This window comes from Priestia sp. P5 (assembly GCF_029522155.1).
Taxonomy (GTDB): domain Bacteria; phylum Bacillota; class Bacilli; order Bacillales; family Bacillaceae_H; genus Priestia; species Priestia megaterium_E.
The window spans coordinates 1,591,810-1,618,432 of record NZ_JAKWFJ010000001.1 but is presented as its reverse complement, the minus strand read 5'-3'; the positions used below and the strand labels follow the sequence as shown (position 1 = coordinate 1,618,432).

Below are 26,623 nucleotides of genomic sequence, written 5' to 3'. Positions count from 1 at the left end.
AGGTATTTATCCCTCTCTTCAAAAGGGGCTTTATTATGAAGCGTGTTTTCTCTTCAAAATTTCAGGGAATATAACTACCACTTATCCCCTAATTTTTTCATATTGCTAGTGCATAAGGTATGAACTTGATAACTTTTTGTCGGTTTTTATCTATTTCTGTAGGGTTTCCTGTAGGATGAAAAAGAAAGTAAAGCGCTTTAATTACCGTGACAGAAAGGTTGAGGATAGCTGTCCTATATAACTGGAAATCAATAGGTACCAAGAACTTCATGTAACGACAAAAGTTGACAACTAAAGATTTCAGAATAATAATAATAAAGCAACAATGTTTAATTGAAGGACTTATTTTACATGAAAGGTGTTAGTCAGATGAACAATTTACATCGAAGAATGGGAACATTCGCATTAACTATGACGGGACTTGGATCAATTATTGGTTCTGGCTGGTTATTTGGAGCGTGGCGAGCAGCTCAAATTGCAGGGCCGGCTGCTATTTTATCATGGGTCATTGGAATGGTCGTTATTTTATTTATTGCACTTTCTTACAGTGAATTAGGATCCATGTTTCCTGAAGCCGGCGGAATGGTCAAGTATACGCAGTACTCACACGGTTCGTTTATTGGTTTTATTGCTGCTTGGGCAAACTGGATTGCGATTGTATCCGTTATTCCAGTCGAAGCAGTAGCTTCTGTACAGTATATGAGCTCGTGGCCTTGGAAGTGGGCACAGTGGACAAGCGACCTCGTAGAAAAAGGAACGTTAACGGGCGAAGGATTAGCTATCGCTACTGTGCTATTAGTTATTTATTTTTTACTGAATTATTGGACAGTTGGACTATTTTCCAAGGCCAACTCACTAATTACTATTTTTAAAATTGTTATACCGGGACTTACAATTGGAGCACTTTTGTTTGTAGGCTTTCACGGTGAGAACTTCACTTCTGGAAGCAGCATCGCACCAAACGGCTGGGCTAGTGTGCTAACAGCTGTTGCTACGTCTGGGATTGTATTCGCTTTTAACGGTTTTCAAAGCCCCATTAATATGGCTGGAGAAGCAAAGAATCCTGGAAGATCTATTCCAATTGCGGTTGTAGGCTCAATTTTAGTGGCTACAGTCATTTATTTGCTTCTACAAATTGCCTTTATCGGGGCAGTAAATCCTTCTGATATTGCGAAGGGATGGAGTCATTTAAATTTTAACTCTCCATTTGCGGATTTAGCCATTGCGCTTAACATTAACTGGCTTGTCATTGTACTGTATGCAGATGCGTTTGTTTCGCCATCTGGAACGGGTATTACGTATACAGCTACTACTGCTCGAATGATTTATGGTATGGAACAAAATAAATATTTGCCAAGTGTTCTAGGACGCCTTCATCCTATTTATGGTGTTCCGCGTCAAGCCATGTTTTTTAACTTAGCTGTTGCTCTTGTCTTTTTGTTTTTATTTCGGGGCTGGGGCGTGCTTGCTGAAATTATTTCAGTTGCTACGCTTATCTCTTACATTACAGGTCCTGTTACAGTTATGACGCTAAGACGAACTGGCAGCGATTTATATCGTCCCCTTCGTTTAAAAGGATTAAGTATTATTGCGCCACTCGGCTTTATTTTTGCTTCTTTAACGTTATATTGGGCGCGCTGGCCGCTGACTGGACAAGTTTTGTTTATTATTTTAATCGGCCTTCCTATTTATTTTTATTATCAAGCAAAGGCTAAATGGAAAGGTTTTCGACAAAACTTCAAAGGCGGCGTATGGATGGTTGTATACTTACTTTGTATGATGACTATTTCATGGCTTGGAAGCGAAAAGTTTGGGGGCCTTAATGTCATTAAATATGGATGGGATATGGGAATTATTGTTGTTGTTTCTCTTCTCTTCTACACATGGGCTTTAAAAAGCGGCTTTAAAACTGAGTATTTAGAGAATGGAAGAAAAGTAAATGATGACTTAAAAGCAGCAGTGGCTGAAACAGCTGCTTCCAAAGAGTCATAACAAAAAGCACCTTGCTCATGCAAGGTGCTTTTTAGTGAGCAGTTCTAACTTTTTTCAGCACGTCTTCGATCGTCATTTGCTCTAAATGCCTGATTACGCTTTGCTCACTCTCTGTAAAAATGTCATCCATCACTGTTTGAATGTTTGATTTCACAATACAGTCAGCGTCAGGGTCGCCGCTGCACCAGTGAGGCTTCAGTGTTCCTGTCGATATAACTCGGTAAATCAACCCAAGACTTATTTCAGCAGGACTGCAACCTAAAGTATAACCGCCGCCTAGCCCTTCTTTTGTCCGAACCAAGTTGTTTTTTCTGAGTGTACTCATTATTTTCCGAACCCGTGCAGGATTGGTACAGATGTTATAAGCAATCGATTCACTGCTTGCTCTGTGATCTGGTAAATTCGCTAGGAACACTAAGCTGTGCACGGCAATGGTAAATTCACTGTTCATCTTCCATAAACCACCTTTTTTCTTTCTCTACTGTAACGTTAAGTGACACAGTTGGAAAAGTCAAGAGAGCAAGGAGGGAAAGAAGAACTGTAGTTTATTTATTCACGGTCTTCTTTTTCTATACTTCCTACTTCATTAGCTGAGTTGATTTCAAGGTATACCGTCTTTTCTTTTAAACTGCCTTTTTCTTCTTTTTCAAAATCTGTGCTTTTTTGATACGTTTTTTTGCCGTTTGGAACTTTTACCGTTATATGTTTGTTACTTTCTTCTATAAAAGTACCCACAATTTTACGCTCGTCTCCATCTTGTTCATACACGCCATTTTTATCTGCTTTTGCTTTTGGAGTTAATTCAATACTAGTTGCTTCTTGTTTAGCTGCGTCAATTTCAGCTTCTACTTCTTTATTAATCATGTCTTTTAGCTGTGAGCCTTCCACTTCCATCCTAGAGCTTTTTGGTACTTTAACGAGTTGATCATCGATATTCAGCGTCATTTCTTTTTCAGCGTCTTTTTTTAACGTACCGATCAAGTCAAAATCTTCATCTTTCCCCTTTTTAATGTTTGGGTCGCTCGAATACTGCTGTAGCTTGGTCAATTCTTGACGGTCTTCAATTGGCTTTTCTTCTGCTTTATGATTATCGGATTTTGTTTTATTAGCTGGTTCACCTGAACAAGCTGCCGCACTTCCAACCATACACATAGTGATTAAGAACATGATTCCTTTTGTTAGCTGTTTTTGCATATGTATTCTCCTTTTTCTTTTTTATTTCCACCTTTATACATATGTAAAACAAAAAAGTGAGACATAACTACATATAGGAAACCTACGCTCACCCTACCAATAAAAAAATCCGAACGGGTTAAATTCTCTATCAAGAATCAAACCCGTTCGGATTTTCATTTAACTAAAACACTTTTGTAATAGCCTCTTTTTTAAAGCTGCTGTTGCTTCAGTATATGATTTGCTTCTTCTAAGTAAGTCACATACGCCTGTACTTGTTTATCACCATAATTATCTAGTTCAAACAGCGCTTCTTGTATAAAATTAAAATTATCAATAATATGCTGTGTTTTCATGCCTCTGCTTGTGAGTAAATTATTTAACCATAAGGCATAGTCCGTAAAAATTTGCAGGTTGTCTAACTTATATGTTGTCTCAAGATACTTCATATGGTAGTGATTATCTTCATGACATCTTTCTTTGCCGCGCTCTCCGAATTTTTCGAGCAAAGAAGGTTCTAACTCGTAGATTTTCTCCGTTACTCTTTCGACGATCTTATTAACGGGAAGTGAGCTCATCGTGCCACCACTTTGTACTGAGAAACTTTTGGGATAACGGCTGCCAGTTCTTGATCAGGGTACTTTTTCTCTAAATCATGAATACGCTTGAAATCTTCGCTTCGTACCCAGCTTAAATAATTCTCTTTTGTATCAAATGTAAGCTGAACGGTGAGCTCCCCTGCTCGCTTATCGTTTTGAAGAAGTAGAAAGTCTACAAATCCTGGAGCCTCGTCGACTGATTTTGAACGATTTTTATAAATTCCAATCACTTCTTCAGCTTTTTCATCCGGTACATTAAATGTTGAAAATACGGTGTACATCTTTGTTCCTCCCTTTATGATACAAAACCTGGGTTCTTTTCTCTTTATTGTACATCATAAGGGAGATGAAATGGTGTTACGTTTAGATTTCACTGCGATTACAGCAGGTCTTTAACATAAAAAGCCCTTTGAAACAGCGTTTCAAAGGGCTTTTTTATCCGTTATTAGTTTTCGATTTTTGTTAATTGTTCTGTATGTGTTTTTACACGTGCAGGGTCAATTGTAATGCGGGCAACGCCTGAATCCATTGCCGCTTTTGCTACAGATTCTGCTACAGCTGGCGCTACGCGAGGATCAAATGGTCCAGGGATAACGTAATCTGCGTTTAGCTCTTCTTCTGTAATAAGGGCTGCAATTGCTTCAACAGCAGCTTTTTTCATTTCTTCATTGATATGAGTAGCGCGAACGTCTAACGCACCGCGGAAAATTCCAGGGAATGCAAGAACGTTATTTACTTGGTTAGGGAAGTCTGAACGACCTGTTCCAATAACAGCCGCTCCTGCTTCTTTTGCAGCGTCTGGCTTGATTTCCGGATTAGGGTTTGCCATCGCAAAGATAATTGCATCTTCATTCATTGATTTAACCATCTCTTGAGATAATGCATCTGCTGCAGATACGCCGATAAATACATCTGCGCCTTTAATTACATCGCTTAGCGTACCGCTTTCTTTGTTTACGTTTGTATAAGAAGCCACTTCCGCTTTTACTTTGTTCATACCTTGAGGGCGTCCTTCATAAATAGCACCTCTTGTATCACACATAATCATGTCACGTACGCCGTAAGAATAAAGAAGTTTTGTAATGGCAATGCCGGCAGCTCCTGCTCCGTTTAAGACGATTTTTAAGTCTTCCATTGATTTGTTTACAATTTTCAATGCATTTACAAGTCCTGCTACCGTTACGATTGCTGTACCATGCTGATCATCATGGAATACAGGAATATCTACTTCTTTTTTCAAGCGCTCTTCAATTTCAAAGCACTGTGGAGCTGCGATATCTTCTAAGTTAATGCCTCCGAAAGTGTGAGCCATTAATTTCACAGTTTCAACAATTTTATCTGTATCTGTTGTATCAAGGGCAATTGGGAATGCGTCTACGCCTGCAAAGCTTTTAAATAAAATTGCTTTTCCTTCCATAACAGGAAGTGAAGCTGCAGGTCCGATGTTTCCAAGGCCAAGAACAGCCGTACCATTTGTCACAACGCCAACCATGTTTCCTTTCATTGTGTAATCATACACTGTTTCTGGATGTTCATGAATTTCTTTACAAGGTTCTGCTACTCCTGGAGAGTAAGCTAAGCTTAAATCTTGAGCGTTTTGAACTTCAACTTTTGATTTAACTTCTAACTTACCTTGTTTTTCTTGATGCATATGTAGTGCTTGATCACGTAGTGACATAATTGTATTCTCTCCTTTTTTTCTATACATTTAAATTTTTTAATGAATTTATTTAACACTTGCTTTTTATCTCCATAATTGTAAGACAACCTGACCGAATAAATTCACTGCCAAGTGCCATTATGAAACAAGGAATATAAAAAGTAAACTATCTTGCTTAACCTCTTATGCGCTTTGTTAATATAAAGTCTGGACGCGGCGGCGACTCATGTTTGTCTCACTTTAAGTTGTCTGATATACAGACAACTTAGAAAGCATACAGCCGCTCACTATAGCGCTTTCAAATACGTTTCAGCAAAATCGACGGCTTTAGGCATTGAAAAGAAGTATGCACATGCTGAACCGATTTTTTCAGCTTTTATTCCTTTTGCTTCAATAAACGCTTCACCTATCTTTTCAAACAGCTCTTCTCGAAACTCTAATTCTTTATACGTCTTCCATACTCGCTTTCCTGCATCCATAACTGGAGATCCTTTTTGAATCACGTTTCGATATGGAATACGATATTCCGCTAGATGAAAAGAAGTATTGTTCCCAAACCCGACACCTAATAATAAAACAAAGGCATGTTTTTTGTAAAGCCTTTCAAGAGGAGAATTTTCGCCTAAACTGAATTCAAGGGGATGATCTCTTAAGATATCTTCGCTGTCCTTTCCCCAAGCGGCGAATGAATACATTGGATGGCTGCTTCTTCTTACGCCAGGGTATGTTCGAAAAGTTTCTACGATTTGTCCCATCCCGCTTGTTGGTGTGTACACTGGATCATATGCGGGCATCGTTTCCCGAATAGTTTCCCACCACTCTTTCGGCACAGCCGGATTGCCCCATTCTGATGGATCCGAAAGATCGACCGACTGTGACGGCATAACGATCGTTCCTCCCTCTGTCACTGTCTCCATTAAAGCTTGAACAACGGCTACTGAACCTCCGTTTACCCACCCTAATGAAGATAGCGAAGAATGAACCATGATAGTCATCCCTTGTGTTATGCCTAACCTGCGTAAATCTTCTTTTAATGTATCTTTCGTTCTAGGATGATCTGTTTCTTGGACAATGTGCTTCATCGTAAGCTCCTTACTTATAGTGCTGCTAGAATGTGTTGCCGAACTCTAGCAATATATGTAAAACTTATGTTTCCATAATAGTAAGAATAACAACAATTGTCAAATTATTTAAAGTAATAGAAAAACTTAGTTTTATTCATATCAGTTATCATACAACTGACTTGTTGGTAAGCTTTATTTCCTTCAATTATCTTACTATAATAACGGCTGATGAAGCTTTTCAATAAATTAAAAAGAAGAATATTCCTATAAATAAAAGAAATACTAATGAAGCTATACATATTTACCTATCACTATTTTCAGGAGGAATGTGTACAATGAGCACATCAAAACTTCCGCCGCTCACGTCCTCGGAGCTTGCTAACTTATGGATGACTTATCAGGAAAAAACGATGATTTTGAGGTTTTTAGAATATTTTCTGGAAGATAAACAGGATTACAAAGAACTTTTTGAGCTATATTACAGCCAATCTTTAAAAAGTGTAGCGCAAATTAAAGAAATATTTGAGAACGAAGGCGCTGTTATCCCAATTGGTTTTACGAAAGATGACGTGAATGTAGGAGTTCCTAAGCTATACGATCATATGTTCGAAGTTATGTATATACGCTTAATATCTCAAATTGAAACAGGACTGTTTGCTTTGCATTCGACCATGTCTTACCGAGAAGATATCCGGAATTTCTTCGTAGAGGCAACAGCAGAAGCACAGGGCATATACAATCAATCCACACAAGTATTGTTAGAAACGGGTGTCATCGCAAAACCCCCATACGTTTCTATGCCTAAGGAAGTCCATTTTGTCCATGCGCAAAATTATATAGGCGGATTGAGCTGGTTTAGCGAAAAAAGATCGTTGAATACCATTGAAGTGTCGCTTATTCAACATGCTGTTGATACAAATCTTGTAGGAATGCAGCTGATGATTGGTTTTGCTCAAGTGGCCAACAACAAAGAGGCACAGCAGCATTTTGTCAGGGGTATGAAGCTTTCGAAGAAAATTGAAACAGAACTAGGTGATATTCTACGCGATAGCTACATAGAACCTCCGGCTACTCATGCCGGAAAAGCGACGAATTCAACCGTTCCTCCTTTTTCAGATAAACTGATGATGTACAATACGAGTCTTTTGAGTACGTTCGGTCTGGGGAGTAACGCTTTAGGAGGAGCCTTTAGTTTAAGAAGTGATTTGCCATTAAAGATGCTCCAGCTTGCAAAAGACATTTACAGTTTGGCAAAAGAAGGCGGTAAAATTATGATTCAAAATGGATGGCTTGAAGAGCCTCCTCAAATTGAAGATCGCAATCAGTTAACTAAAAAATAGGTTCTTTCCTGCAGGAAAGCTAGCTGCTCTACGTGCAGCTAGCTCTATTTGTTTTTTTAGTATACTGTTTTTAGTGCTAGTACGTAACAAATGTTTGCGTTATTTAGAAGTTGTTTCTGTCTTTTTTTTAGTCGTTTAGCTCATATTTCTACTTAATTTATAACAGAAAAATAAAATAACAGGTATTTTCTCTGAGCTGACGAAATCTTTCTATATGAAATAGAGAGGAGAAAAGTATGTTTCCTATTCTTCGTACACCTCGCACTACACTGCGTGAAATAACAGAAGCGGATGCAGATACTATTTTTGACTGCTTCTCTCAGAAAGAAGTTATTAGATATTACGGGCAAGAAAAATTCACAACTATTCAAGAAGCTCGGGTTCTGATTGATATTTTTGCTGAAAATTACACAAATCAAAAAGGCATGCGCTGGGGAATTGAACGGCTCGATACGAGGGAATTAATTGGAACAGTTGGATTTAATCAGTGGAGCCAAAAGCATAAGCGCGCGGAAATTGGCTATGAGCTACACCCTCAGCACTGGGGTCACGGCTATGCTTCGGAAGCTGCTTCGGCTGTTATGGCTTATGGATTTGATACCCTTCAGCTAGTGCGGATTGGAGCTGTTGTGTTTCTTGAAAACAAAGCATCACAGCATGTGCTTGAAAAGCTCGGGTTTCAAAAAGAAGGAGTGTTAAAAAACTATATGTATCAAAACGGAAAAGCTCACGATACGTTTGTTTATAGTTCCCTGCCTACTACATAATAAAAAAGGATTCTTTTATTTAAAAGAATCCTTTTTCCTTTTATTTAAATGCCGCATACCCATCATCAGCCATGATGACACTGCCGTTTACAGCTCCCGCTTCTTCTAAAGAAAGCAAATAAACCATATCTGCAATTTGTTTTGGTGCAGTGAGCTCCCTGCTCATCGTTTTAGCTTTCATTCCTTCAATCATACCGTTGTCTTTATAGCCTTGAATAATGGGCGTATCAACAAATCCTGGTGCAATGGCGACGACGCGAATACCGTATTTAGCGAGATCTAGCGCAGCTGATTTCGTCATCATCACAACGGCTCCTTTTGTTGCGTGATAGGCATAGGTACCGGGTGAGGCTAAAAAGCTAAAAATAGAGGCTGTATTAATAATAACGCCTTTTATTCCTAACTCTCTCATTTTCCTGCCCGCTGCCATAATGCCATATGTAACGCCGTGCTGATTGACATTAATAATACGGTGATATTCTTCTAAGTCTTGATCTAAAATAGATGTTGGGCGTCCAATCCCTGCATTGTTGAACATCACATCAATTCGTCCAAATTTGTTCACCGTTTCCTCAATCAGTGCTTCTACTTCTTCGAACTTTGCGACGTCCGTTTTCACAAACAAAGCGCTGCCTCCAGCTGCTTCAATTTGTTGAAGCGTCTCTTTTCCTTTTCCTTCATCGTAATCAGCAATGACCACCGCGTCTCCTTTTTGGGCAAACTTTAAGGCCGTTTCTTTGCCAATTCCGCTTGCTCCCCCTGTAATAACCGCTACTCGTTTTTGCTGCATGTTTCTCCCTCCTTGGTGAAATTCCTTTCTTTTACATTATAGCATTCTTTTTTCTATGAGCCGTTTCTATTCATCACCTTATTGCCATGAAATTGGTTAATTTAAGCGTAGTTAAACGCCTTTTTTACTAAAAATCAGCATGTGTACAAGCAGTCTGTCATTTATTGCATTTACTATAGGGTAATGAGGTGATGGTTATGCATGAACACACAGGTAATGTATCTATTCCCCGTCCTCCGGATGTGGTGACAATTCTGTGGGAGCGAAATCCTTTGGAGAGACAAGCTCCTCGTACCATCGTAGAAGCAACGGTAATTGGCCGCGCAAATCCTTGCGGACGTTTGTTAGCTCAAGGTCAGCGCTACCGCACTGCAGCTCATTGTTTACTTGACAACGGCTTTGAACAAATTACTGCTGAAAGATTAGGGGTATTTGGAGTAGCTGTATTTGTTAGAGAATATTAAAATAGAAAAAGGGACTTTTCTGTAAGTTAGAAAAGTCCCTTCATACGTATTACGCGTGGAAATTCGTGCCGTCTGTTACAGCTTCGATTACACCAGCGCGGATGACAAAGTCACCAAAGTGCTCGCCTTCTTCTCTTTCTTTTGCATAGCGAGGAAGTAAGACGCGCAGTTCGTTTAAAATTTCTTCTTCACTGATATTTTCACGGTACATTTTGCTTAAGCGACTGCCATCAAACGCTGCTCCAAGATACATATTGTATTTGCCCGGTGCTTTACCGATAAAAGCAATTTCACCTAAAGCAGGACGTGCACAGCCGTTAGGACAGCCCGTCATACGAATGGTGATTTCTTTATCGCGAAGACCGTTTTCATCTACAATTGCTTCAATTTTCTCAAGAAGAACCGGGAGATAACGCTCAGCTTCTGCCATCGCAAGCCCGCAAGTTGGAAGCGATACGCAAGCTAATGAGCTGCGGCGAAGAGCCGAATAATGCTTGCCGTCAGTTAATCCGTATTGTTCAATCAAGTCGCTGATTTGCTTTTTCTTTTGAGTGGATACGTTCGCGATAATTAAGTTTTGATTGGCCGTTAAGCGGAAATCACCGCTATGAACTTTTGCAATTTCACGAAGACCCGTCATAAGCTTATAATCTTCAAAGTCAGCAATACGTCCACCTTGAACAAAAAGAGTAAAGTGCCATTTTCCTTTTACACCTTTTTCCCAGCCGTAGCGGTCGCCGTTATGATCAAAGTGATAAGATTTTGCTTCGTCTAAGCTCCAGCCTAGACGATTTTCAAGCTCTTCTTTTACCGTTTCTAATCCAAGACGATCAACCGTGTATTTAAAACGCGCATTTTTACGCACAGAGCGGTTTCCATAATCACGTTGAATCGTAATGATTTTTTCCGCTACTTCTAGAATTTGATCAGGTCGACAGAACCCAATCACTTTTGCAAGCTGAGGGTAAGTTGCTTTATCTCCGTGCGTCATACCCATACCGCCGCCGATTGCTATGTTAAATCCAACAAGTTTCTCGTCTTCTAAAATTGCAATAAAGCCAAGGTCTTGTGAATACACGTCAATATCGTTAGAAGGTGGAACAGCTACGCCAATTTTGAACTTTCTTGGCAAATAGAGCGGACCGTACATTGGTTCCACTTCTTCTTCCACTTCCGGTGTGCTGATCACTTTCTCTTCATCTAGCCAAAGTTCGTGGTACGCTCTTGTACGAGGCAATAAGTAATCACTTAATTTTTTTGACCATTCGAATACTTCAGCGTGTACTTCTGACTGATACGGATTCGGATTGCACATTACGTTACGGTTTACATCTCCGCAAGCTGCAATTGTGTCTAATAAAGAAGCATGAATTTCTTGAATCGTTTTCTTCATGTTCCACTTTAAAATGCCGTGCATTTGGAATGCCTGACGAGTTGTCAGCTTTAACGTTCCATTTCCGTATTTTTGTGCTAAATCATCCATCACTAGCCACTGTTCTGGCGTTGAAACACCGCCTGGCGTACGGACGCGAAGCATGAATTGGTAAGCTGGCTCTAGCTTTTGTTTTTGACGTTCATTACGAAGATCTCGATCATCTTGCAAGTAGCTTCCGTGGAACTTCATCAAACGATTATCGTCTTCAGAAATACCTGAGCTGATGCGGTCGAGCATTGTTTCTCCTAATGTACCGCGCAAATAATTACTTTCATCTTTTATGCGCTCAACGTCACTTGGAGGACCTTCGGGCGCTTTTAAAATTTTGTTTACCATGTTGAAAATCTCCTTTCAATCCTCAGTATACATCACGCTGATAACGTTTTTGTTTCTTCATTTCAGCAAGGTAACCTTCCGCCTGTTCACGGCTCATCTTGCCTTCTGTTTCGATAATTTCAACTAGCGTGTTGTGCACGTCGCGTGCCATATTTGTTTTATCTCCGCACACATAAAAAGATGCGCCTTCCTCTAACCATTGGAATAATTCTTTACTATGTTCGAGCATACGGTTTTGTACGTATACTTTTTCTTCAGTATCGCGTGAAAACGCCACGTCCATTTTTGTCAGTACGCCATCTTTTAACCACTTTTGCCATTCTGTTTGGTAAAGGAAGTCTGTTACGAAGTGCTGATCTCCAAAGAACATCCATGACTTTCCTTTTGCTCCTGTTTCTTCACGCTCTTGCATAAATGAGCGGAACGGAGCCACACCTGTACCAGGTCCTACCATAATAATTGGCGTTTCTTGATCTTGAGGAAGCTTAAAGTTTTTATTGCTTTGAAGGTATACAGGAATCGTATCGCCTGGCTGCAAACGTTCTGAACATAGAACTGAACAAACACCTTTACGCTCGCGTCCATGCGCTTCGTAGCGTACCGCTCCGATTGTTAGATGAACTTCATCAGGGTTTGCTGATAAACTGCTTGCAATCGAGTAAAGGCGCGCTGGCATTTTACGTAAAATGGCTACAAACTCTTGTGCCGATACGTTCCATGGGCCGAAGTCACGAACTAAGTCAATCACATCACGGCCTTGTGTGTATGCTTTTAATTCCTCACGATTTTCTACAAGCGCTTTTAACTTATCGTTTCCAGTAAGCTCAGCTGCTTGCTTTAAAAGCGGTTTTGTTAAAACGGTAATTTCAAAATTAGAGATTAGCGCTTCTCTAAGAGGACGCGTTTCTCCTTCTTTATTAACCGTTACACTTTCACTTGCATCCCACTTGAATTCGTTAAGAAGAAGATCAACAAGCTCCGGGTCATTTTCAGGATAAATACCCAAACTGTCTCCTGGTTCATACGTCAAACCTGAACCTTCTAGAGATAGTTCTAAGTGTCGCGTTTCTTTATTTGATCCGCGGCCGTTTAAGTTTAAGTTCTCAAGCACTTCTGCTTTAAAAGGATTTGTTCTTGAATATGGTGAAGTTCCTGCAGGAGCTTCCGCTGGAACAGCTGCCGAAGCGCTGTGTCCTTTTGCTTCGCTTAATCCGTCAATAACACCTTTAAGCCATTTATTCGCGGGCTCTTCAAAATCTAAATCACAGTCAACGCGCGGATACAGTCTTTCACCGCCAAGTTCTGCTAAGCGCACATCAAATTCTTTTCCTGTTTGACAGAAAAATTCGTATGAGCTGTCTCCAAGCGATAAGACAGAGAAACGGAAGTTCTCAAGTTTTGGTGCTCGACGGCCGTGAAGAAATTCATGGAAAGACAGGGCATTATCAGGCGGCTCTCCTTCTCCATGTGTACTTACGACGATTAATAAATTTTCAAGTTTCTTTAAATTATTTGGTTTGAAATCATTCATAGAAGATACAGTTACATTAAAACCTTTTGCTTCAAGCGTTTTGCCTGTATTTTCAGCAAGTCCTTGAGCATTTCCTGTTTGTGATCCGTAAAGAATCGTTACGTCTTTTGAAACCGTCTGTTTCGTTTGATCAGGCGCTGCTGTAGAAACGTCTGGCGTTCCTTCGGCAGACGTAGATTGAGATGCTGTTAAATAACCGCTCAACCACATTTTTTGTGCTTCTGTTAATGTCGGCAGAAGGCGATTAAGCAAATCTGCTTGTTCTTGATTAAAAGGGCTGTTTACTACCTTAAGTTGCAACACTGTCCACCTCACAAAAATATATAATTTAAATATGTATGCTTTTACGAATCATCTTCAACAACATTTAATACCTGTGTCTAATTAATCAATGATGTTTCCCTTCATACATTATTATTCCTATAGATTATATCAAATTTAATTATATAAATCATTAGAAAATTCTTATCAAATTCGTCTACCTGCATTTTATCGGAGAAGAATAAATTAGTAAAATACATATAATTGATAACTAGTATTAAGATCATTAATATTTGAAGCTGTCGTTACGTTTTTTATAAACGCAGTTACTTCTATATTTGCTCATTCTACATCCTTCACATAAATATGAATATTTTGTAATTTTTAGAGAAGTTTTGTAGAAACGGTTTTCTTTCTCATCAGAATGTTACATAATAAATGTAACATTAATCCTTTTAAAAAACACTATACGAAAAAGACAGTATATTCTGAAATTTAGGACATTTTATAGGTGAGCTAGCAACCTTTTATTCGATCTATTCATACACATTGAAGAATATAAAGGGAAGCTTGCAGTACATACAATTCCCTTTTGCTCATCTCAAATGAAAGGACTGGCTTTTAAATCAGGTAATCTTTTTTAAGGAGGCTTCTTGAATGTTTTTGCGAGAATTAACGAAAAGTGGGACGATAACTGTTTCTTACTATAAAGATGGAACGTTGCAAACGTGCAAAGGCCGCGTGCACAACTTAAATCTCCATCAGCAAATTCTATCCGTAAAAGACGAAAATGAAGCCGTTGTTTCCCTTTTGCTTTCTGATATTAAATCCATTCATTAGTATGTAAAATTAAGGAGGAATTACCATGTGGAAAGATAATAAGCAAGCGCTTACAGATTTTGTGTCAGAAGATAGGTTTGAACTGAACTTATATTTAACGTATTTACTTGATCAAATTTCGTATGACACGTCTAAACAATCCCCTTTTCTTCGTAAGCCCAATGAAACCACTAGTTGATATAGAAAAAAGCGCACAAATTTGTGCGCTTTTTTTAATGTGATGGCTCTACTTCAGCAATGCCTTCTTCTGGTTTTTCTTCGGCTTTTTTATTTGAAAGCTTGATCTGCCTTAAGAATAATGTGCATACCGCCCCTAAAACAATAAAAGCTAAGCCCATGAAAAAGACGCTGTGCAATGCGCTCATTAGCGAGGTCTTCAAAATTGGCACAATGCTGTCTGAAAGCGCAGCTGGGATATTCTTTAGCGCCTCAGGGCTAAACAGCATCTGCAGCACACTTTCAGGATTCGTATCAATCGCTTTTTTAAACCCGTCTGCAAAAGCACTTGCTTGAGCAGGCAATGTGTTTAAATATGGAACGAGTTTGTCAGTAAGAAGTGTACCTGATTTTGCATTCATTACCGCTCCTAAAATGGTAATACCGAACGTTCCTCCAATTGAACGGAAAAATTGACTTGATGATGTAACCACACCGAGCTCTTCTTTTGAAAAGCTTTCTTGAAGAGCAAGCGTTAAAATTGGCATCACAAGCCCCATTCCCAAACCGATTATGGCCATATAAGAAGTGGCAACAAGCTTGCTAGTATGAAGGTCTAATGTTGTTAATAAAAAGAACCCTCCTGCCATAATAAGCATACCCGTTACGATTTGAGGTTTGATTCCAACTTTATAAACAAGCTGCCCTCCAATAATACTCGTTACGATCATTGAAATCATCATCGGCGTCATAATGGTACCTGATTCCGAGGCGCTGACTCCAACGATTCCTTGCATAAAGAACGGAACAAACGTAATGGCTCCGAACATGCCGATGCTCATAAAAAAGCCAACGATATTTAAAAGCGTAAACGTTCGATTCTTAAATAAATACATCGGAAGAATCGGCTCTTTCGCTTTCGTTTCCACAATAATAAAGCTTATGATCCCAACAACAGCCAGTGTAAATAGACTAACAATTTGCCAAGAGTTCCAGTCGTAGTCTTTTCCTCCAAAGCTCAGGGCCAGAAGCAAGCTCACTACTCCGATAACCATTGTGAACATACCGGCTACATCGAATTTCACAGGTCCCGTATGTTTCTTTCCTTGAAGTCCCAGTGCAATAAAAACGGTAGCGAGTATCCCTACCGGCAAGTTGATGTAAAACACCCATTTCCAGTTCAGTGAATCAACAATCCATCCGCCAATTTGTGGACCAATGACAGAAGCAAGACCGTAAATTCCTCCAAATACTCCTTGAAATTTTGCTCGTGCTTTTCCTGTAAATAAATCACCGATTACAATCATTGCCATCGGCATCATAACGCCGCCGCCAATTCCTTGTAATGCACGGAATAAAATAAGCTCTGTCATATTATTTGCCATTCCACATAAAGCAGAAGCAACCATAAAAATAATAAGTCCTGTAACATAAATTACTCTGCGTCCTACTAAATCAGCGAGTTTCCCTGCAATCGGAACAACCGTTGTGGACGTTAATAAATAGGCTGTTGTCAGCCATGTCATCATGCTCAATCCACCAAGATCTCCTACGATTCTTGGCATAGCTGTTCCGACAATGGTTCCATCAAGTGCAGAAAAGAACATCGCAATAATTAAGCCAATTAATAAAAGCGTGCGCTTTGAATTTTTTTGATTTTCCATCGTGTGTCTCTCCTCTTTTTTGTTACTGCTGCTTCTCTTTATAAGAAGCAGCTGACGTTGCAAGCTTTTTCGTAATAGAAGCCATCATGGAAAGCTCTTCTTCTGTTAGATGCAAAAGATAGCGGTCCATAATGGCTTTTCGACTATTCAGCACATCTTCAAGCTTGCGATGCCCAAATTCCGTTAAGGTAATATCAACGACTCGTCTGTCCTCTTTATTATGTTCTCTTACAACAAAATTGTGCTGTTCGAGACGATCTACTAAAAGAGTCACGGCGCTCGGTTTGACATCCATCATTTCTGCAATTTGAGAAACCTTACTGCTCCCTACTTTCTTTAAATAAGAAAGAACAAATAGTTGCGTAGGAGTCATCTCATGCTCATTTAAACTCTCCATCATTTCGGGCTGCATTTTTTCAAATAGCACTTGAAGCGATGAACGAATCTCTCCAAGATACTGATTGCTTTTTGTCACATCTATTCCTCCAGGCTTGCTTATTTATTTCATGTTATAAATAGTTAATGCTAATTAAATATAAATGCATATAAACTAAAAGTCAATTATTTCTTTTTTAGTATTGACCCTTACGCTGCGTTATATTTTATAGTAGATTTCAGAAGGGAGATGAAAGAATGAACAGAAAAGTAAAAGAAGTTGCTGACTTAGTAGGAATCAGCGTCCGCACGCTGCATCACTATGATGAAATCGGGCTATTAAAACCTGATGCCGTTAGTGAATCCGGTTACCGGCTTTATTCACCGGCTAATCTGGATATGCTTCAGCAAATATTATTTTTTAAAGAACTTGGCTTCCCTTTAAAACAAATTCACGAGATTATAGCAGACCCGACGTTTAATCGCACAGAAGCGTTGATACTGCAAAAAAACATGCTGATTGAAAAACGCAGTCGGCTCGATCAAATGATCGTAACCATTAATAAAACGATTCAATATGAAGAAGGAGCGATTGAAATGAACGAAAAAGAGCGGTTTAAAGGACTGGATTTTTCGCATAACCCATACGAAGAAGAAGCACGGAAGCGCTGGGGAAACCACCGGGTAGATGAAGCGAATGAAAAAGTACAAAGGTTTTCACAAGAAGAGCAGCAGCACATGTCAAACGAATGGGAAAGTATCTACACTCACTTAGCTTCGCTTCGTGATCTGTCACCATCATCTACAGAAGCTCAAAAAGCTATTGCGACATGGTATCAATTTTTAAATGAGAACTTTGGAACGTATTCGTTAGAGGCTTTTAAAGGTCTTGGAGAAATGTATGTGCAAGATGAGCGATTTACAACCAACATTGACCGCTATGGAAAAGGATTAGCGAAATTTATGAACGAGGCGATGAGTGTATTTGCTGATGCTAAAAAACAATAAGCAAAAAAGATTTAGGTATAGCTAAACCATTCCAATCAACTTCTAGAAGGAATTAAATAGATTAAGCCCCTATTCACCATACCAATAAAAAGATCCGAACGATTCATCGTTCGGACCTTCCTTTAACGAAACTACTTTTGTTCCAGCCTCTTTTTATAAATGAAGCCCCATAAGCATTGTATTATAGTACACGCCATTTATATAGGTGTCTTTTTCTTTTAACCCTTCTGTTTGAAAACCTAGCTGCTTGTATAAAGCAACAGCTCTTTGATTATCTTCCCGCGTCACCAGTTCAATTTTTTTTGTTTGTTTATTCGTACGTGCCCATTCAATCAGCTCAATCATGAGCTGTCTTCCTAGCCCTAGCCCGCTATAAGCGTTCTCTACCACGATACCAAGGGTCCCCACATGCTTATTACGCGGGTTTTGAGACGAGGTGATGGATGCAATACTAATGATTTCCTCTTCTTTTTCAGCCACAACTATAAGAGAATTGTGCTCTCGTTTTACAGAAGCTAAAAATACTTCATACTCTGAAACAGGTCTAAGAAACTCCCCTTCTCCAAATGAAAGAAAATCACTTTCTCCGCCTACCCGGTTGTAAAAAGCAATCATTTTCTCTGCGTCTTTTGGCTCTGCTCCTCGAATAGTGACGCCTATTCCGTTCTTTAATATACGTAAACTCATATATCTATCTTCCTTTTAGTTAATCTGGTTTGCCTAGCTTAATTCTAGCGCTGTTTTTCTCTCCACTGATCTAACCACATGCGATTTCCTAAAGCCGTAAAATCATTTTCGTCGGCGTAGCGTTCGATGACGGAAAGCGCGTTGTCCTCAAGCATTGGTGAATAGCTCATAATTTCTAAAATATGATGTGCAGCCCATAGGTCGATTCGATAAGTAGGATTTGTCAGCAGTGTTGAAAATTCAAATAGCATGCCTGGATAATATAAATGAATGAGCTGCGCAATTTTTTTCATATCTTCTGCCGCTCGGTTGCCTTTTTTTACAGATTTTTTATCTCGATAATCGATTTCATAATGAAGTTTGGCGCTTTTTTGATAAAGATCAACTAGCGTTTCATACGTACGGTGTTTCCGCATTTCTCATCTTCCTTTGCTTCTAGATTTCCTCGTTTGAAGATGCTATAGTTCATTTTTAGGTTTCATATATTCAAATAAATGCAGCAAAAATATAATACTTCCGCCAATACACATCACAAAACTTAACGTAGCAGGATACTGAATAAAGAAACCGACCACACCAAAAATCAGCATAGCAAGCGCTCCTATCATCATAAACAGATGATAAGCCGGTGTATTTTCTTCATTATTCATACATAACTCCTTTTCACTATTTTTTAAGTTATTAAAAAGATATGACGCTTCTTTTGGACTATGATCTTTTATTTTGCTGCCGCTTTATTTCTTTAGCTTAGCACGAAGTAACGTGAAAAGGCCTCCTCCAAACATGACGCCACCCACAATTTGATACAGATGTATGTAGCTTTTTATCGTTTCAAGATAGAGATCCGTGTCTGCGTTCCCTTGACTTTCTAGCCATTTTTGACCCATGGCCTGCCCTGTTGCAACGCTTTTTAACAAAACGACCAGGCCTCCAAGCATCACAACAGCGGCGATAATAAGCTGCACCTTTTCTTTGTCATCTAGCATTTTTTTGAGCTCATCTGCCATATATATCTCTCCCATCCTTACCTTGTTATGTATCTACTTGTTTGTAATCATGCTGTTTTTTCTATTATAACGCTCAACTTGGTCATTATAACACGGTTTTGCCCTGCCTTTAGTCTCACTTTTCATAAATGAAGCCTTTTTGGTTCATACTATCTTTGAAACACAAACGTCTTTAACATCCCTTCATTATTTTTGAAGGGTTACTAATTGAGGTTGATACATGCTTATATTTTTAGGGATTTTTTTACTTTGTGCATCTGTTTGTTTAGTAGAAATACCTTATTTAAAAAAAGTGAACAATAAAAAAGAAAAGCGAATTTTTTGGAGTTTGTTCACAGTAAGTATTTTGATTGTTAGTTTAAAATACGGCGGTGTGGAAATCCCCAACCCCGGAGACGGCATTGCTTTTTTATTAAAACCTTTTAGTGATTTTTTGTTCAGTCTGCTGAAGTAAAAGGAAGTGAACAACATGCATAGTCAGATGAAATTATCCGCAGCACAGTTTCGAATACTCGTTATTTTTTATAGCTTAGGCGATACTATTTTAGTCGTGCCTGGAAGCTTAACGGCTGATTCTAAACAAGAGGCATGGATTTCAGCTATTTTAGGCGTAGTTGTAGGCGTTTTACTTGTATGGATGTATATCAAACTCTCTAGCCTTTATCCGAATAAAACCCTTATAGAACTAAACGAAGCCATTTTAGGCAAGTGGCTAGGAAAGTTTGTCTCTCTTTTATTTGTCGCTTCTACTCTTCTTTTTTGCAGTCAAGTTTTGTTTTACGTGGGCTCATTTCTAACAACTCGAATTATTATTCAAACGCCTATGCTTGCTGTTCATATTTTGTTTATGGGAATTGTGATTGTCGGTGTTCGGCTTGGCATTGAAACGATTGCCCGCTGTGCTGAAATTCTCTTTCCTTGGTTTGTTATTCCGTTTTTAATCTTAGTTTTTTCGATCTTCCCTCAAATTCATTATGAGAATTTGCAGCCTTTGTTAGAGGTGGGCGTTAAGCCTATTATCAGATCTATTCTGGTCTTTACAAGTATTACTTCTCTCACCTTTATTGTATTGCTAACCGTTTTCCCTGCTCACGTAGCGGAACCAGATCAGCGAAATCGCGCTTTTTTTACAGGAAGCTTAATCGGTGGAGGCATTATGATTATTATCTTGTTGCTTGGCATTCTTGTACTTGGAAATACGTATACACGTATCGCTTTATATCCAAGCTATGAGCTTGCAAGGCGGATCGAAGTCGCGGATTTTCTAAAAAACATTGAAGTCATTATGGCTATTATGTGGTTTTTATCTCTTTATTTTAAAACGTCTCTCTACTACTATGCGACCGTTTCTGGACTTGCTCAAATTCTTGAATTAAAAAACTACCGAATTTTAACTCTTCCACTAGGCATTATTGCCGTTACATTTTCACTTATCGTGTATCCAAGCATTCCATATGAACAAACGTGGGACCGAGATACGTGGATTCCGTACAGTCTGTTATTTGGGCTGTTTTACCCTCTTGGATTATTAATAGTCGGGAAAATCCGCGTAAAGCATTCGGCGTCTTTATCGAAATAAAAAGAAATTGAGACATAACAAAATCCATCCAATCAACAGCTAGAAAGAGCTACATACATGAAACTTAGGTACATCCTATCAATAAAAAAATCCGAACGATTCATCGTTCGGATCTTCCCTCAACGAAACTACTTTGTTTCAGCCTCTTTTAAAAGAACACGGTTATACTCACTAATCCATTCCACAGCATATGCAGGATCATAGATGGGAAAATAGATTTTGTTCGATAATAAATAATGGCAAAGACAAGTCCCATGACGGTAGCTGTAATCGGAAAGCCAATATGTAAAAGACCGAATACAAGAGCGGAAACGAAAATGCCCACAAGCACGTGGTGGCGTTTGGTTAAGAAACCACATAAAACACCTCTATAAAGCAGTTCTTCTTTAATAGGCGTGATAACTGCTACACTTATAAAAAATATCCAGCTTGAAAGCAGCGTTTCATTAAAACTGCCTTGATTTAAATCTTTTTGCTGCTGATCTGCGCTTTCTACGTTTAAAAATGAAAGCATCACGTACTGCACCGCGGCTACAATTAAAAAGCCTGCCACAATATATACATACGTTTTTCTTTCTTTTAATACTGAGAAGTTCCACATAGGCTTTAAAAATCTGCGCACAGGTCTATAAAGCACCGCAACTCCTAGAAAAAACGCTGCGTCTACGAGCAGAGCATAGGGTCCTTCTAATAAAATCCCTGTCATATTTGAACCCGTAACTTCATCGTAAACAGCTACTCCAATTCCGGCTATGATTTGCAGTCCAAAGCCCAACACGATAAATAGAAGCAATGTGAAGTAAGTAAACTCTTTTTTCTTTTTAGGCTTTAAAACTGGTTCTGAATTTGTTGATAACGTACTCAAAATAGCAACCTCCAAAAATGATTCTTTCTCTCTAGTGCTCTCAAAATTCTATCATAAACTCAGTTTAATTATGTTATTTTTTAGGAAAAAAGTTATATTTTTTCACATTTTATACACAAAGGAAGTGAGTTAAAAAATAAATGGGCTAACCAAATTAGTTGTCAACTTCCTTATATTTGATTACGCTTGAAGAAATCTTACCGAAAGTGAAGTGAAAAAATGGCAAACATTTTAATGATCAACTTTCCCGCTGAAGGTCACGTAAACCCAACGCTTGGAATGGTAAAAGCTTTTTCAGACCGAGGTGATACCGTTCATTACATTACGGCCGAGCGATTTAAAGAGCGCCTTGAAAACGCCGGGGCTATCGTACACACTCACCCAGACTTATTAAGCGGTGTATCCATCAGGCCTGAAACTCCTCAAGGAATCAACGCTTTTTTAAACATCCACATCCAAACTTCTTTAGATACGCTGAAGCTTGTTCATACATTATCAAAAAAAATTGAATTTGATTTTGTGTTCTACGACAAGTTTGGAGCAGGCGAATTAGTGCGTGATTATTTGCGGATTCCCGGCATTGTCTCATCTGCTTCTTTTTTAATGCCAAAAGGCCGCTTAGCAATGATGCCTCTTCATCCGGATTCAGGCGTTCCATTTCAGCCGGATGAACAAGCTCAGTACGGGCTCAGCTTGCTTAAAAATCAGTTTGGCGTAGAGCCTAAAAATCTGCTTCAATTTATGAACAATGAAGGCGAATTAACGGTCGTGTACACAAGCCGCTTTTTCCAGCCTCTTCATGAACATTTTGATGACTCATGTTTATTTATTGGGCCAAGCTTTCCACAGCGTCACAGCTCTCATGATTTTCCGTTAGAAAAACTAAAAGACGAAAAAGTTCTTTATATTTCAATGGGAACGGTACTTCATGATGTAGAAGGCTTTTTCAACCTGTGCATCGACGCATTTAGCGACTTTGATGGAAAAGTTGTGATTGCCGCGGGCGATCGAGCTGATTTTAAAAAAATTAAAAAAGCCCCGGAGCATTTTATTATTTCGTCTTATGTTCCCCAGCTTGACGTGTTAAAAGAAGCGGACGTTTTTGTCACGCACGGAGGCATGAACAGCGTAAATGAAGCTATTCATTTTAACGTACCGCTGGTCGTTTTACCTCATGGCAAAGATCAGCCTCTCGTTGCTCAAAGGCTCGTGGAACTAAACGCCGGGTATCGCTTAGCAAAAGAAACGGTAAATGCTTCTCTTTTAAGAAATGCCGTTGACGAAGTTGTCAGTGAAGATTCCTATAAAAAAGGAATTAAAGAAATTAACGCAAGTTTCCAAGAGGCATCTGGCCCGGCTGCAGCAGCCGAGCAAATTATCAATCACGTAGTGAAGCAACATTCATAAAGAAAAGGTGCACTGATGTGCACCTTTTTCTCATAAAAAAACCCATGTACAAACGGTATATACACCAATGATTAGAAAACTGACGACTGTAAGAAAAATCAACGCGCATCCAGCTACAATAAGCTTATCCCCTATCGTTTCTTCCTCCGGCGGTTCAATCAATTTTTCTATGACCGTACGCTGAGTTTGTGAGAGCATTTCCTGAATACGTAAATCGTGAATTTGCTCTTTGTCTCCTTTGAATTTTAATGCTCGTGCAATTACAGCTGGATTATCGCCGCACTTCTTTTCAAAGAGCAGACAAGCGCGAGTCATTTCCACTGTTTTTTCTTTTTCTAAATACCAGTAGCGCCCTGCCATTTGAAGGTCTTGAAGACGATAATAAATATCTCCGAGTTCTTTTCGCAAAGACAGCTCATTTGGATATGTAACGAGCAAACCGTGCAGGCGGTCTCTCACTTTTCCTAAGTTCCCTTGTTCAATGTCTCGATGAATATTTTGCCTTGTTTTTTTGGAAACTACATCCCTCATGCGCCTCTCCTTTTTTATCTTTTATACTCATTTTACTAAGCGTACAATGAACGATAGTTAATTTTTGAAAGAGCATGGTCATGAACAAAGACCTCCTACTCCTTTAAAAGAGAAAAAGCTGAAGAATAGAGGCGTTTCTTAAGCTTTATATACAATATACCCTGCTTTTTCATCTTCTTGTATGTTCAAAAGTAAGAGACCTATAGTTTGCGAAAGCATGTTAACAAAGCTATTCAAAAAAATTATGAATACAAATCCATATGACTGAAATAATCAAAAATATGACGTAAATCTGTAATCTTTATGCTATGAGTGCTATAAGCAACGATTATTTCAGCCAGCATAAGAACGAATAAAATGGCCAATAGCACTTTAACAAGCGGAAATTGTCGGAACTGAGGAGAAAAAAGCAGCTTACTGACTGTATACAAAAACAGCAGGATAAAGTAAATCATCATGGCATTTGTTGCCTGAAGGGGAACATTCCACACAAATATGTACACGCTGAATGTCAAAATTAAAATAAACGACATTTCTTTCCCGCTAAAAAAATCACTCATTGCGTAACACCTTTTCTTGTTCATGAATGAATAAGAAGTTATAAACTCACGAAACATTAACGTTATTTTTACAACAGTATACACGATTTTCCTATTAATTTCTATATACGGATGCATATACGGAGTGGCTTTTAGCGGATTGGGGTCATGTTTTTGAGTGCAATGGGTTATAGTAACAGGGAAAGCTAATAAAGGAGGTTTGAATAATGGAAAACACAAATGAATTTGTTCAAAAGCTGAACGATAATCAAGAAAAGCAGCTTAAAAATAAGCAGGGTCAAGCTACTGGCCACCCTGAGAAAAAACTTCCTAACAAACAGCATTAATGTTGTAAAAGTTGGCTGTAAAGACAGCCGGCTTTTTTTGTGAACATTTTTCGGAAGGCGAAATGTTTGAAGATAAAACAAATCCCCTGTTACAATAAACTGAACCCGCTGCAAAAACGTTCGCAGCTACACTTTCCTCTTAAGGAGCTGAATATAAAATGAGTAAATTTGAAAAATTATTCGAACCAACAAACATTGAAGCATTTGATTTACAAACTCGTACAGCAATGGCACCGATGACAAGATGCTTTGCTGATCCAGAGACAGGCGTAGTCGGTCAGGACGTTGTAGACTACTACCGTCGCCGCGCAAAGGATGGTATTGGCTTAATTATTAGTGAAGGAATTGTTATCAGCGAACGCGCAAAAGGAAATCCTGGCGTTCCGGGTATCTATACCCAAGAACAAATTGATTCATGGAAGCCTGTAACAGAAGCTGTTCACAAAGAAGGCGGCACGATTATCGCTCAAATTTGGCACGTTGGCCGCTTGAGTCATTCCGGGTTAATCAATGGACATAAGCCTCAGGCCCCTTCCGCTATTGCAGCACAAGGCCAAGTGCCTCGTTTCCGCAAGCCCTACGAAGAGCCTGAAGAAATGTCAAAAGAAGATATTAAAGAAGTTGTAGGACAGTACGCTCAAGCCGCTAAAAATGCCATTGAAGCAGGATTTGACGGCGTTGAAATTCACGGTGCTCACGGTTATTTAATCGATCAGTTTAATTCAGACTGGTCTAATAAACGCACTGATGAATACGGAGGCGACCTTGCAAAGCGATTAACGTTTATGAAAGAAGTGATTTCTGCTGTTATCGACGCCATTGGAAAAGAGCGCGTTGTGATTCGCTTCTCTCCTCATAAGCTTGATAAACCCGACTATCGCTGGGACGACACTGAAAAAGCTATTCAAACGTATACAGAAGCATTTAAAGAAACAGGAATTGAGATCATTCATCCGTCTATGCTGGATTTTTATGAAGATGTTCAAAACGGTCAAAATCTTTATGAAATTACGCGTAAGTACTGGGATGGACCGATTATCGGTGTAGGTGACTTAACGCCTGAATCAGCTGAAAAAGCGCTGCAAGCCGGCTGGATCGACGTAGCTGCTATTGGCCGCCCGCTTATTTCAAATCCTGATTATTTACAGCGTATTAAAAACGATGATGCTCTTGTGGAATACGATGCTAAAAAACATTTACCAGAGCTTATCTAAAAAAAAGCGCTCCGAAAGGAGCGCTTTTTTTTATTGGTTTACGTATGCCTGAACTTCTTGTTTCCAAATAGCATAGCCTTGGCCTTTTAAATGAAGACCATCAACCGTGAAATTACTTTTCAACTGATTATGTGTAGATACTTTCGAATACAGATCAATGTAAGAATCGTTGTGTTTCTTAGCCAGACGCTCTAAATAGTTATTTAATGCGATAACATCTTTATTGTCCACTGCGTCGCCACATTTTTTATTGTTAACGGGCAGTACACTTTGAATATAGACTTTTGTATTCGGTGATTCTTTATGAATACGCTCAAGAATTTCAGCATAATTGGCTTTGGTTTTTTTTACAGATTTTTGCTCATTTAAATCGTTAATGCCAATCATCAAGAAAATCTTTTTTGGCTTAGCATCTGTAATACTTTTTAGGCGATGCAATACCCCTTCTGTTGTATCATCAGCTACGCCTCGATTGACAATCTGCTTATTATGAAAAAGTTCGCTCCATTCAGAGCGCTGGGTAATGCTATCACCGAGAAATACGATTGACTCTTTAGGAATACTTAATTGCTTGAACAAAGTGGTCCGTTCAATGTAATAAGGATTATCTCTATAGCTTTGCTTAGACGAATTTTTAGATGACAGCGGATTTTTCATCGCGCTGCTGCTACTTGCATAAAAAGCAAAAACACCTATGAAAAGGACATTTAAGATAATGGAACTGATAAATACAACTTTCTTTGTTGAACTCACGAAAACGACACTCCTGTACTTTGTATGTTTTTTAGATAACTCTACGATGATATAGTAAAGCTTCCTGTTAACACTCTTTCCCTCCATACAAGACATTTAATCATTTTTTGTAAATAATGATTTTACATAAAAAAGAAGCGGCGCTCGAAAGCGCCGCTTCTTTTTCTATAATATAAGGGGTTAAAACGTACTTTTATTATAACATATAGTACATGGTCATATTTTCCTCTATTAGAAAA

General features: G+C 38.9%; 30 protein-coding genes and 1 pseudogene. 12 read left to right on the top strand and 19 right to left on the bottom strand.

Going from position 1 to position 26,623, the window contains the following annotated elements; all coding sequences use genetic code 11:
* Window positions 1-369 precede the first annotated feature (369 nt).
* Window positions 370-1,992: an APC family permease gene (locus MMB69_RS08890; RefSeq protein WP_277447598.1), complete on the top strand. Its 1,623-nt coding sequence runs from the start codon at window positions 370-372 to the stop codon at window positions 1,990-1,992.
* Between the two features lie 31 nt (window positions 1,993-2,023).
* On the opposite strand, the gene MMB69_RS08885 is transcribed toward MMB69_RS08890, so the two are convergent.
* The 6 genes from MMB69_RS08885 to MMB69_RS08860 all read right to left on the bottom strand — a co-directional run bounded on the left by MMB69_RS08885 (window position 2,024) and on the right by MMB69_RS08860 (window position 6,506).
* Window positions 2,024-2,443 (bottom strand): Rrf2 family transcriptional regulator, encoded by a 420-nt coding sequence (locus MMB69_RS08885; RefSeq protein WP_221784274.1) that lies wholly within the window; start codon window positions 2,441-2,443, stop codon window positions 2,024-2,026.
* 98 nt (window positions 2,444-2,541) lie between these two features.
* On the bottom strand, window positions 2,542-3,186 hold the full coding sequence (locus tag MMB69_RS08880; protein WP_269871691.1) for a hypothetical protein: 645 nt from the start codon (window positions 3,184-3,186) through the stop codon (window positions 2,542-2,544).
* A 191-nt stretch (window positions 3,187-3,377) separates the two neighbouring features.
* Window positions 3,378-3,743: a hypothetical protein gene (locus tag MMB69_RS08875; protein ID WP_025751140.1), complete on the bottom strand. Its 366-nt coding sequence runs from the start codon at window positions 3,741-3,743 to the stop codon at window positions 3,378-3,380.
* Window positions 3,740-4,045 (bottom strand): antibiotic biosynthesis monooxygenase family protein, encoded by a 306-nt coding sequence (locus tag MMB69_RS08870; RefSeq protein WP_013057785.1) that lies wholly within the window; start codon window positions 4,043-4,045, stop codon window positions 3,740-3,742. Before MMB69_RS08870 ends, MMB69_RS08875 begins: the two co-directional genes overlap by 4 nt.
* A gap of 164 nt (window positions 4,046-4,209) precedes the next feature.
* Complete coding sequence (ystJ, locus tag MMB69_RS08865) at window positions 4,210-5,442, bottom strand: NADP-dependent malic enzyme (RefSeq protein WP_014459372.1); 1,233 nt, start codon at window positions 5,440-5,442, stop codon at window positions 4,210-4,212.
* 269 nt (window positions 5,443-5,711) lie between these two features.
* On the bottom strand, window positions 5,712-6,506 hold the full coding sequence (locus tag MMB69_RS08860; protein WP_269871690.1) for an AAC(3) family N-acetyltransferase: 795 nt from the start codon (window positions 6,504-6,506) through the stop codon (window positions 5,712-5,714).
* Window positions 6,507-6,823: 317 nt separating this feature from the next.
* On the opposite strand from MMB69_RS08860, the gene MMB69_RS08855 reads away from it, so the two are divergent.
* Window positions 6,824-7,828: a DUF3231 family protein gene (locus tag MMB69_RS08855; protein ID WP_221784268.1), complete on the top strand. Its 1,005-nt coding sequence runs from the start codon at window positions 6,824-6,826 to the stop codon at window positions 7,826-7,828.
* 236 nt (window positions 7,829-8,064) lie between these two features.
* Window positions 8,065-8,595, top strand: coding sequence for a GNAT family N-acetyltransferase (locus MMB69_RS08850; RefSeq protein WP_221784266.1), 531 nt, complete (start codon window positions 8,065-8,067; stop codon window positions 8,593-8,595).
* Window positions 8,596-8,635: 40 nt separating this feature from the next.
* Here the strand turns inward: MMB69_RS08850 and MMB69_RS08845 are convergent, their stop codons facing one another.
* A complete protein-coding gene (locus MMB69_RS08845; protein ID WP_269871688.1) occupies window positions 8,636-9,385 on the bottom strand; it encodes an SDR family NAD(P)-dependent oxidoreductase in 750 nt (249 codons plus the stop codon).
* A gap of 197 nt (window positions 9,386-9,582) precedes the next feature.
* Here MMB69_RS08845 and MMB69_RS08840 point away from each other — a divergent pair, with 197 nt between their 5' ends.
* A complete protein-coding gene (locus tag MMB69_RS08840) occupies window positions 9,583-9,849 on the top strand; it encodes a hypothetical protein (RefSeq protein ID WP_269871687.1) in 267 nt (88 codons plus the stop codon).
* A 49-nt stretch (window positions 9,850-9,898) separates the two neighbouring features.
* Here the strand turns inward: MMB69_RS08840 and cysI are convergent, their stop codons facing one another.
* Together cysI and MMB69_RS08830 are read right to left on the bottom strand one after the other, a co-directional pair.
* On the bottom strand, window positions 9,899-11,620 hold the full coding sequence (gene cysI, locus MMB69_RS08835) for an assimilatory sulfite reductase (NADPH) hemoprotein subunit (RefSeq protein WP_277447597.1): 1,722 nt from the start codon (window positions 11,618-11,620) through the stop codon (window positions 9,899-9,901).
* 22 nt (window positions 11,621-11,642) lie between these two features.
* On the bottom strand, window positions 11,643-13,451 hold the full coding sequence (locus MMB69_RS08830; RefSeq protein ID WP_214988391.1) for an assimilatory sulfite reductase (NADPH) flavoprotein subunit: 1,809 nt from the start codon (window positions 13,449-13,451) through the stop codon (window positions 11,643-11,645).
* A 618-nt stretch (window positions 13,452-14,069) separates the two neighbouring features.
* On the opposite strand from MMB69_RS08830, the gene MMB69_RS08825 reads away from it, so the two are divergent.
* Together MMB69_RS08825 and MMB69_RS08820 are read left to right on the top strand one after the other, a co-directional pair.
* On the top strand, window positions 14,070-14,252 hold the full coding sequence (locus MMB69_RS08825) for a YolD-like family protein (protein WP_013083869.1): 183 nt from the start codon (window positions 14,070-14,072) through the stop codon (window positions 14,250-14,252).
* A gap of 25 nt (window positions 14,253-14,277) precedes the next feature.
* Complete coding sequence (locus MMB69_RS08820) at window positions 14,278-14,430, top strand: hypothetical protein (protein WP_013057796.1); 153 nt, start codon at window positions 14,278-14,280, stop codon at window positions 14,428-14,430.
* A 34-nt stretch (window positions 14,431-14,464) separates the two neighbouring features.
* On the opposite strand, the gene MMB69_RS08815 is transcribed toward MMB69_RS08820, so the two are convergent.
* Complete coding sequence (locus MMB69_RS08815) at window positions 14,465-16,072, bottom strand: MDR family MFS transporter (RefSeq protein WP_277447596.1); 1,608 nt, start codon at window positions 16,070-16,072, stop codon at window positions 14,465-14,467.
* Between the two features lie 22 nt (window positions 16,073-16,094).
* Window positions 16,095-16,547 (bottom strand): MarR family winged helix-turn-helix transcriptional regulator, encoded by a 453-nt coding sequence (locus tag MMB69_RS08810; RefSeq protein ID WP_221784258.1) that lies wholly within the window; start codon window positions 16,545-16,547, stop codon window positions 16,095-16,097.
* 158 nt (window positions 16,548-16,705) lie between these two features.
* On the opposite strand from MMB69_RS08810, the gene MMB69_RS08805 reads away from it, so the two are divergent.
* A complete protein-coding gene (locus MMB69_RS08805; RefSeq protein ID WP_277447595.1) occupies window positions 16,706-17,455 on the top strand; it encodes a MerR family transcriptional regulator in 750 nt (249 codons plus the stop codon).
* Window positions 17,456-17,608: 153 nt separating this feature from the next.
* Here MMB69_RS08805 and MMB69_RS08800 read toward each other — a convergent pair whose 3' ends face one another.
* From MMB69_RS08800 to MMB69_RS08785, 4 genes are all read right to left on the bottom strand, one after another.
* Window positions 17,609-18,142, bottom strand: a complete 534-nt coding sequence (locus MMB69_RS08800; RefSeq protein WP_269871682.1) for a GNAT family N-acetyltransferase — start codon at window positions 18,140-18,142, stop codon at window positions 17,609-17,611.
* A gap of 44 nt (window positions 18,143-18,186) precedes the next feature.
* Entirely contained in the window at window positions 18,187-18,558 is a 372-nt protein-coding gene (locus MMB69_RS08795) for a hypothetical protein (RefSeq protein ID WP_116738915.1), read from the bottom strand.
* Window positions 18,559-18,600: 42 nt separating this feature from the next.
* Window positions 18,601-18,792 carry a hypothetical protein gene (locus MMB69_RS08790; RefSeq protein ID WP_014459359.1) on the bottom strand — a complete coding sequence of 64 codons (192 nt, stop codon included), beginning with the start codon at window positions 18,790-18,792 and terminating at the stop codon, window positions 18,601-18,603.
* A gap of 84 nt (window positions 18,793-18,876) precedes the next feature.
* The gene (locus MMB69_RS08785) at window positions 18,877-19,149 is read right to left on the bottom strand and encodes a hypothetical protein (protein WP_221784253.1); all 273 of its coding nucleotides are present in this window, start codon (window positions 19,147-19,149) and stop codon (window positions 18,877-18,879) included.
* 220 nt (window positions 19,150-19,369) lie between these two features.
* Between MMB69_RS08785 and MMB69_RS08780 the strand changes: the two genes are divergently transcribed.
* Together MMB69_RS08780 and MMB69_RS08775 are read left to right on the top strand one after the other, a co-directional pair.
* The gene (locus tag MMB69_RS08780) at window positions 19,370-19,603 is read left to right on the top strand and encodes a hypothetical protein (protein ID WP_014459357.1); all 234 of its coding nucleotides are present in this window, start codon (window positions 19,370-19,372) and stop codon (window positions 19,601-19,603) included.
* Window positions 19,604-19,618: 15 nt separating this feature from the next.
* Complete coding sequence (locus tag MMB69_RS08775; protein ID WP_277447594.1) at window positions 19,619-20,728, top strand: GerAB/ArcD/ProY family transporter; 1,110 nt, start codon at window positions 19,619-19,621, stop codon at window positions 20,726-20,728.
* A 148-nt stretch (window positions 20,729-20,876) separates the two neighbouring features.
* On the opposite strand, the gene MMB69_RS08770 is transcribed toward MMB69_RS08775, so the two are convergent.
* Window positions 20,877-21,593: a CPBP family intramembrane glutamic endopeptidase gene (locus tag MMB69_RS08770; protein ID WP_221784251.1), complete on the bottom strand. Its 717-nt coding sequence runs from the start codon at window positions 21,591-21,593 to the stop codon at window positions 20,877-20,879.
* A gap of 219 nt (window positions 21,594-21,812) precedes the next feature.
* Between MMB69_RS08770 and MMB69_RS08765 the strand changes: the two genes are divergently transcribed.
* Window positions 21,813-23,000, top strand: coding sequence for a macrolide family glycosyltransferase (locus MMB69_RS08765; protein ID WP_277447593.1), 1,188 nt, complete (start codon window positions 21,813-21,815; stop codon window positions 22,998-23,000).
* A 30-nt stretch (window positions 23,001-23,030) separates the two neighbouring features.
* Here MMB69_RS08765 and MMB69_RS08760 read toward each other — a convergent pair whose 3' ends face one another.
* Both MMB69_RS08760 and MMB69_RS08755 read right to left on the bottom strand, forming a co-directional pair.
* Window positions 23,031-23,531, bottom strand: coding sequence for a DUF6584 family protein (locus MMB69_RS08760; protein ID WP_277447592.1), 501 nt, complete (start codon window positions 23,529-23,531; stop codon window positions 23,031-23,033).
* Between the two features lie 242 nt (window positions 23,532-23,773).
* Entirely contained in the window at window positions 23,774-24,091 is a 318-nt protein-coding gene (locus MMB69_RS08755) for a hypothetical protein (protein WP_014459353.1), read from the bottom strand.
* Between the two features lie 206 nt (window positions 24,092-24,297).
* Here MMB69_RS08755 and MMB69_RS08750 point away from each other — a divergent pair, with 206 nt between their 5' ends.
* Window positions 24,298-24,417, top strand: a complete 120-nt coding sequence (locus MMB69_RS08750; protein ID WP_115654312.1) for a DUF4023 domain-containing protein — start codon at window positions 24,298-24,300, stop codon at window positions 24,415-24,417.
* A 173-nt stretch (window positions 24,418-24,590) separates the two neighbouring features.
* A pseudogene (locus MMB69_RS08745) lies at window positions 24,591-25,631 on the top strand (alkene reductase); the annotation flags it as partial.
* Between the two features lie 30 nt (window positions 25,632-25,661).
* Here MMB69_RS08745 and MMB69_RS08740 read toward each other — a convergent pair.
* Window positions 25,662-26,384 (bottom strand): GDSL-type esterase/lipase family protein, encoded by a 723-nt coding sequence (locus tag MMB69_RS08740; RefSeq protein WP_098524741.1) that lies wholly within the window; start codon window positions 26,382-26,384, stop codon window positions 25,662-25,664.
* Window positions 26,385-26,623 lie beyond the last annotated feature (239 nt).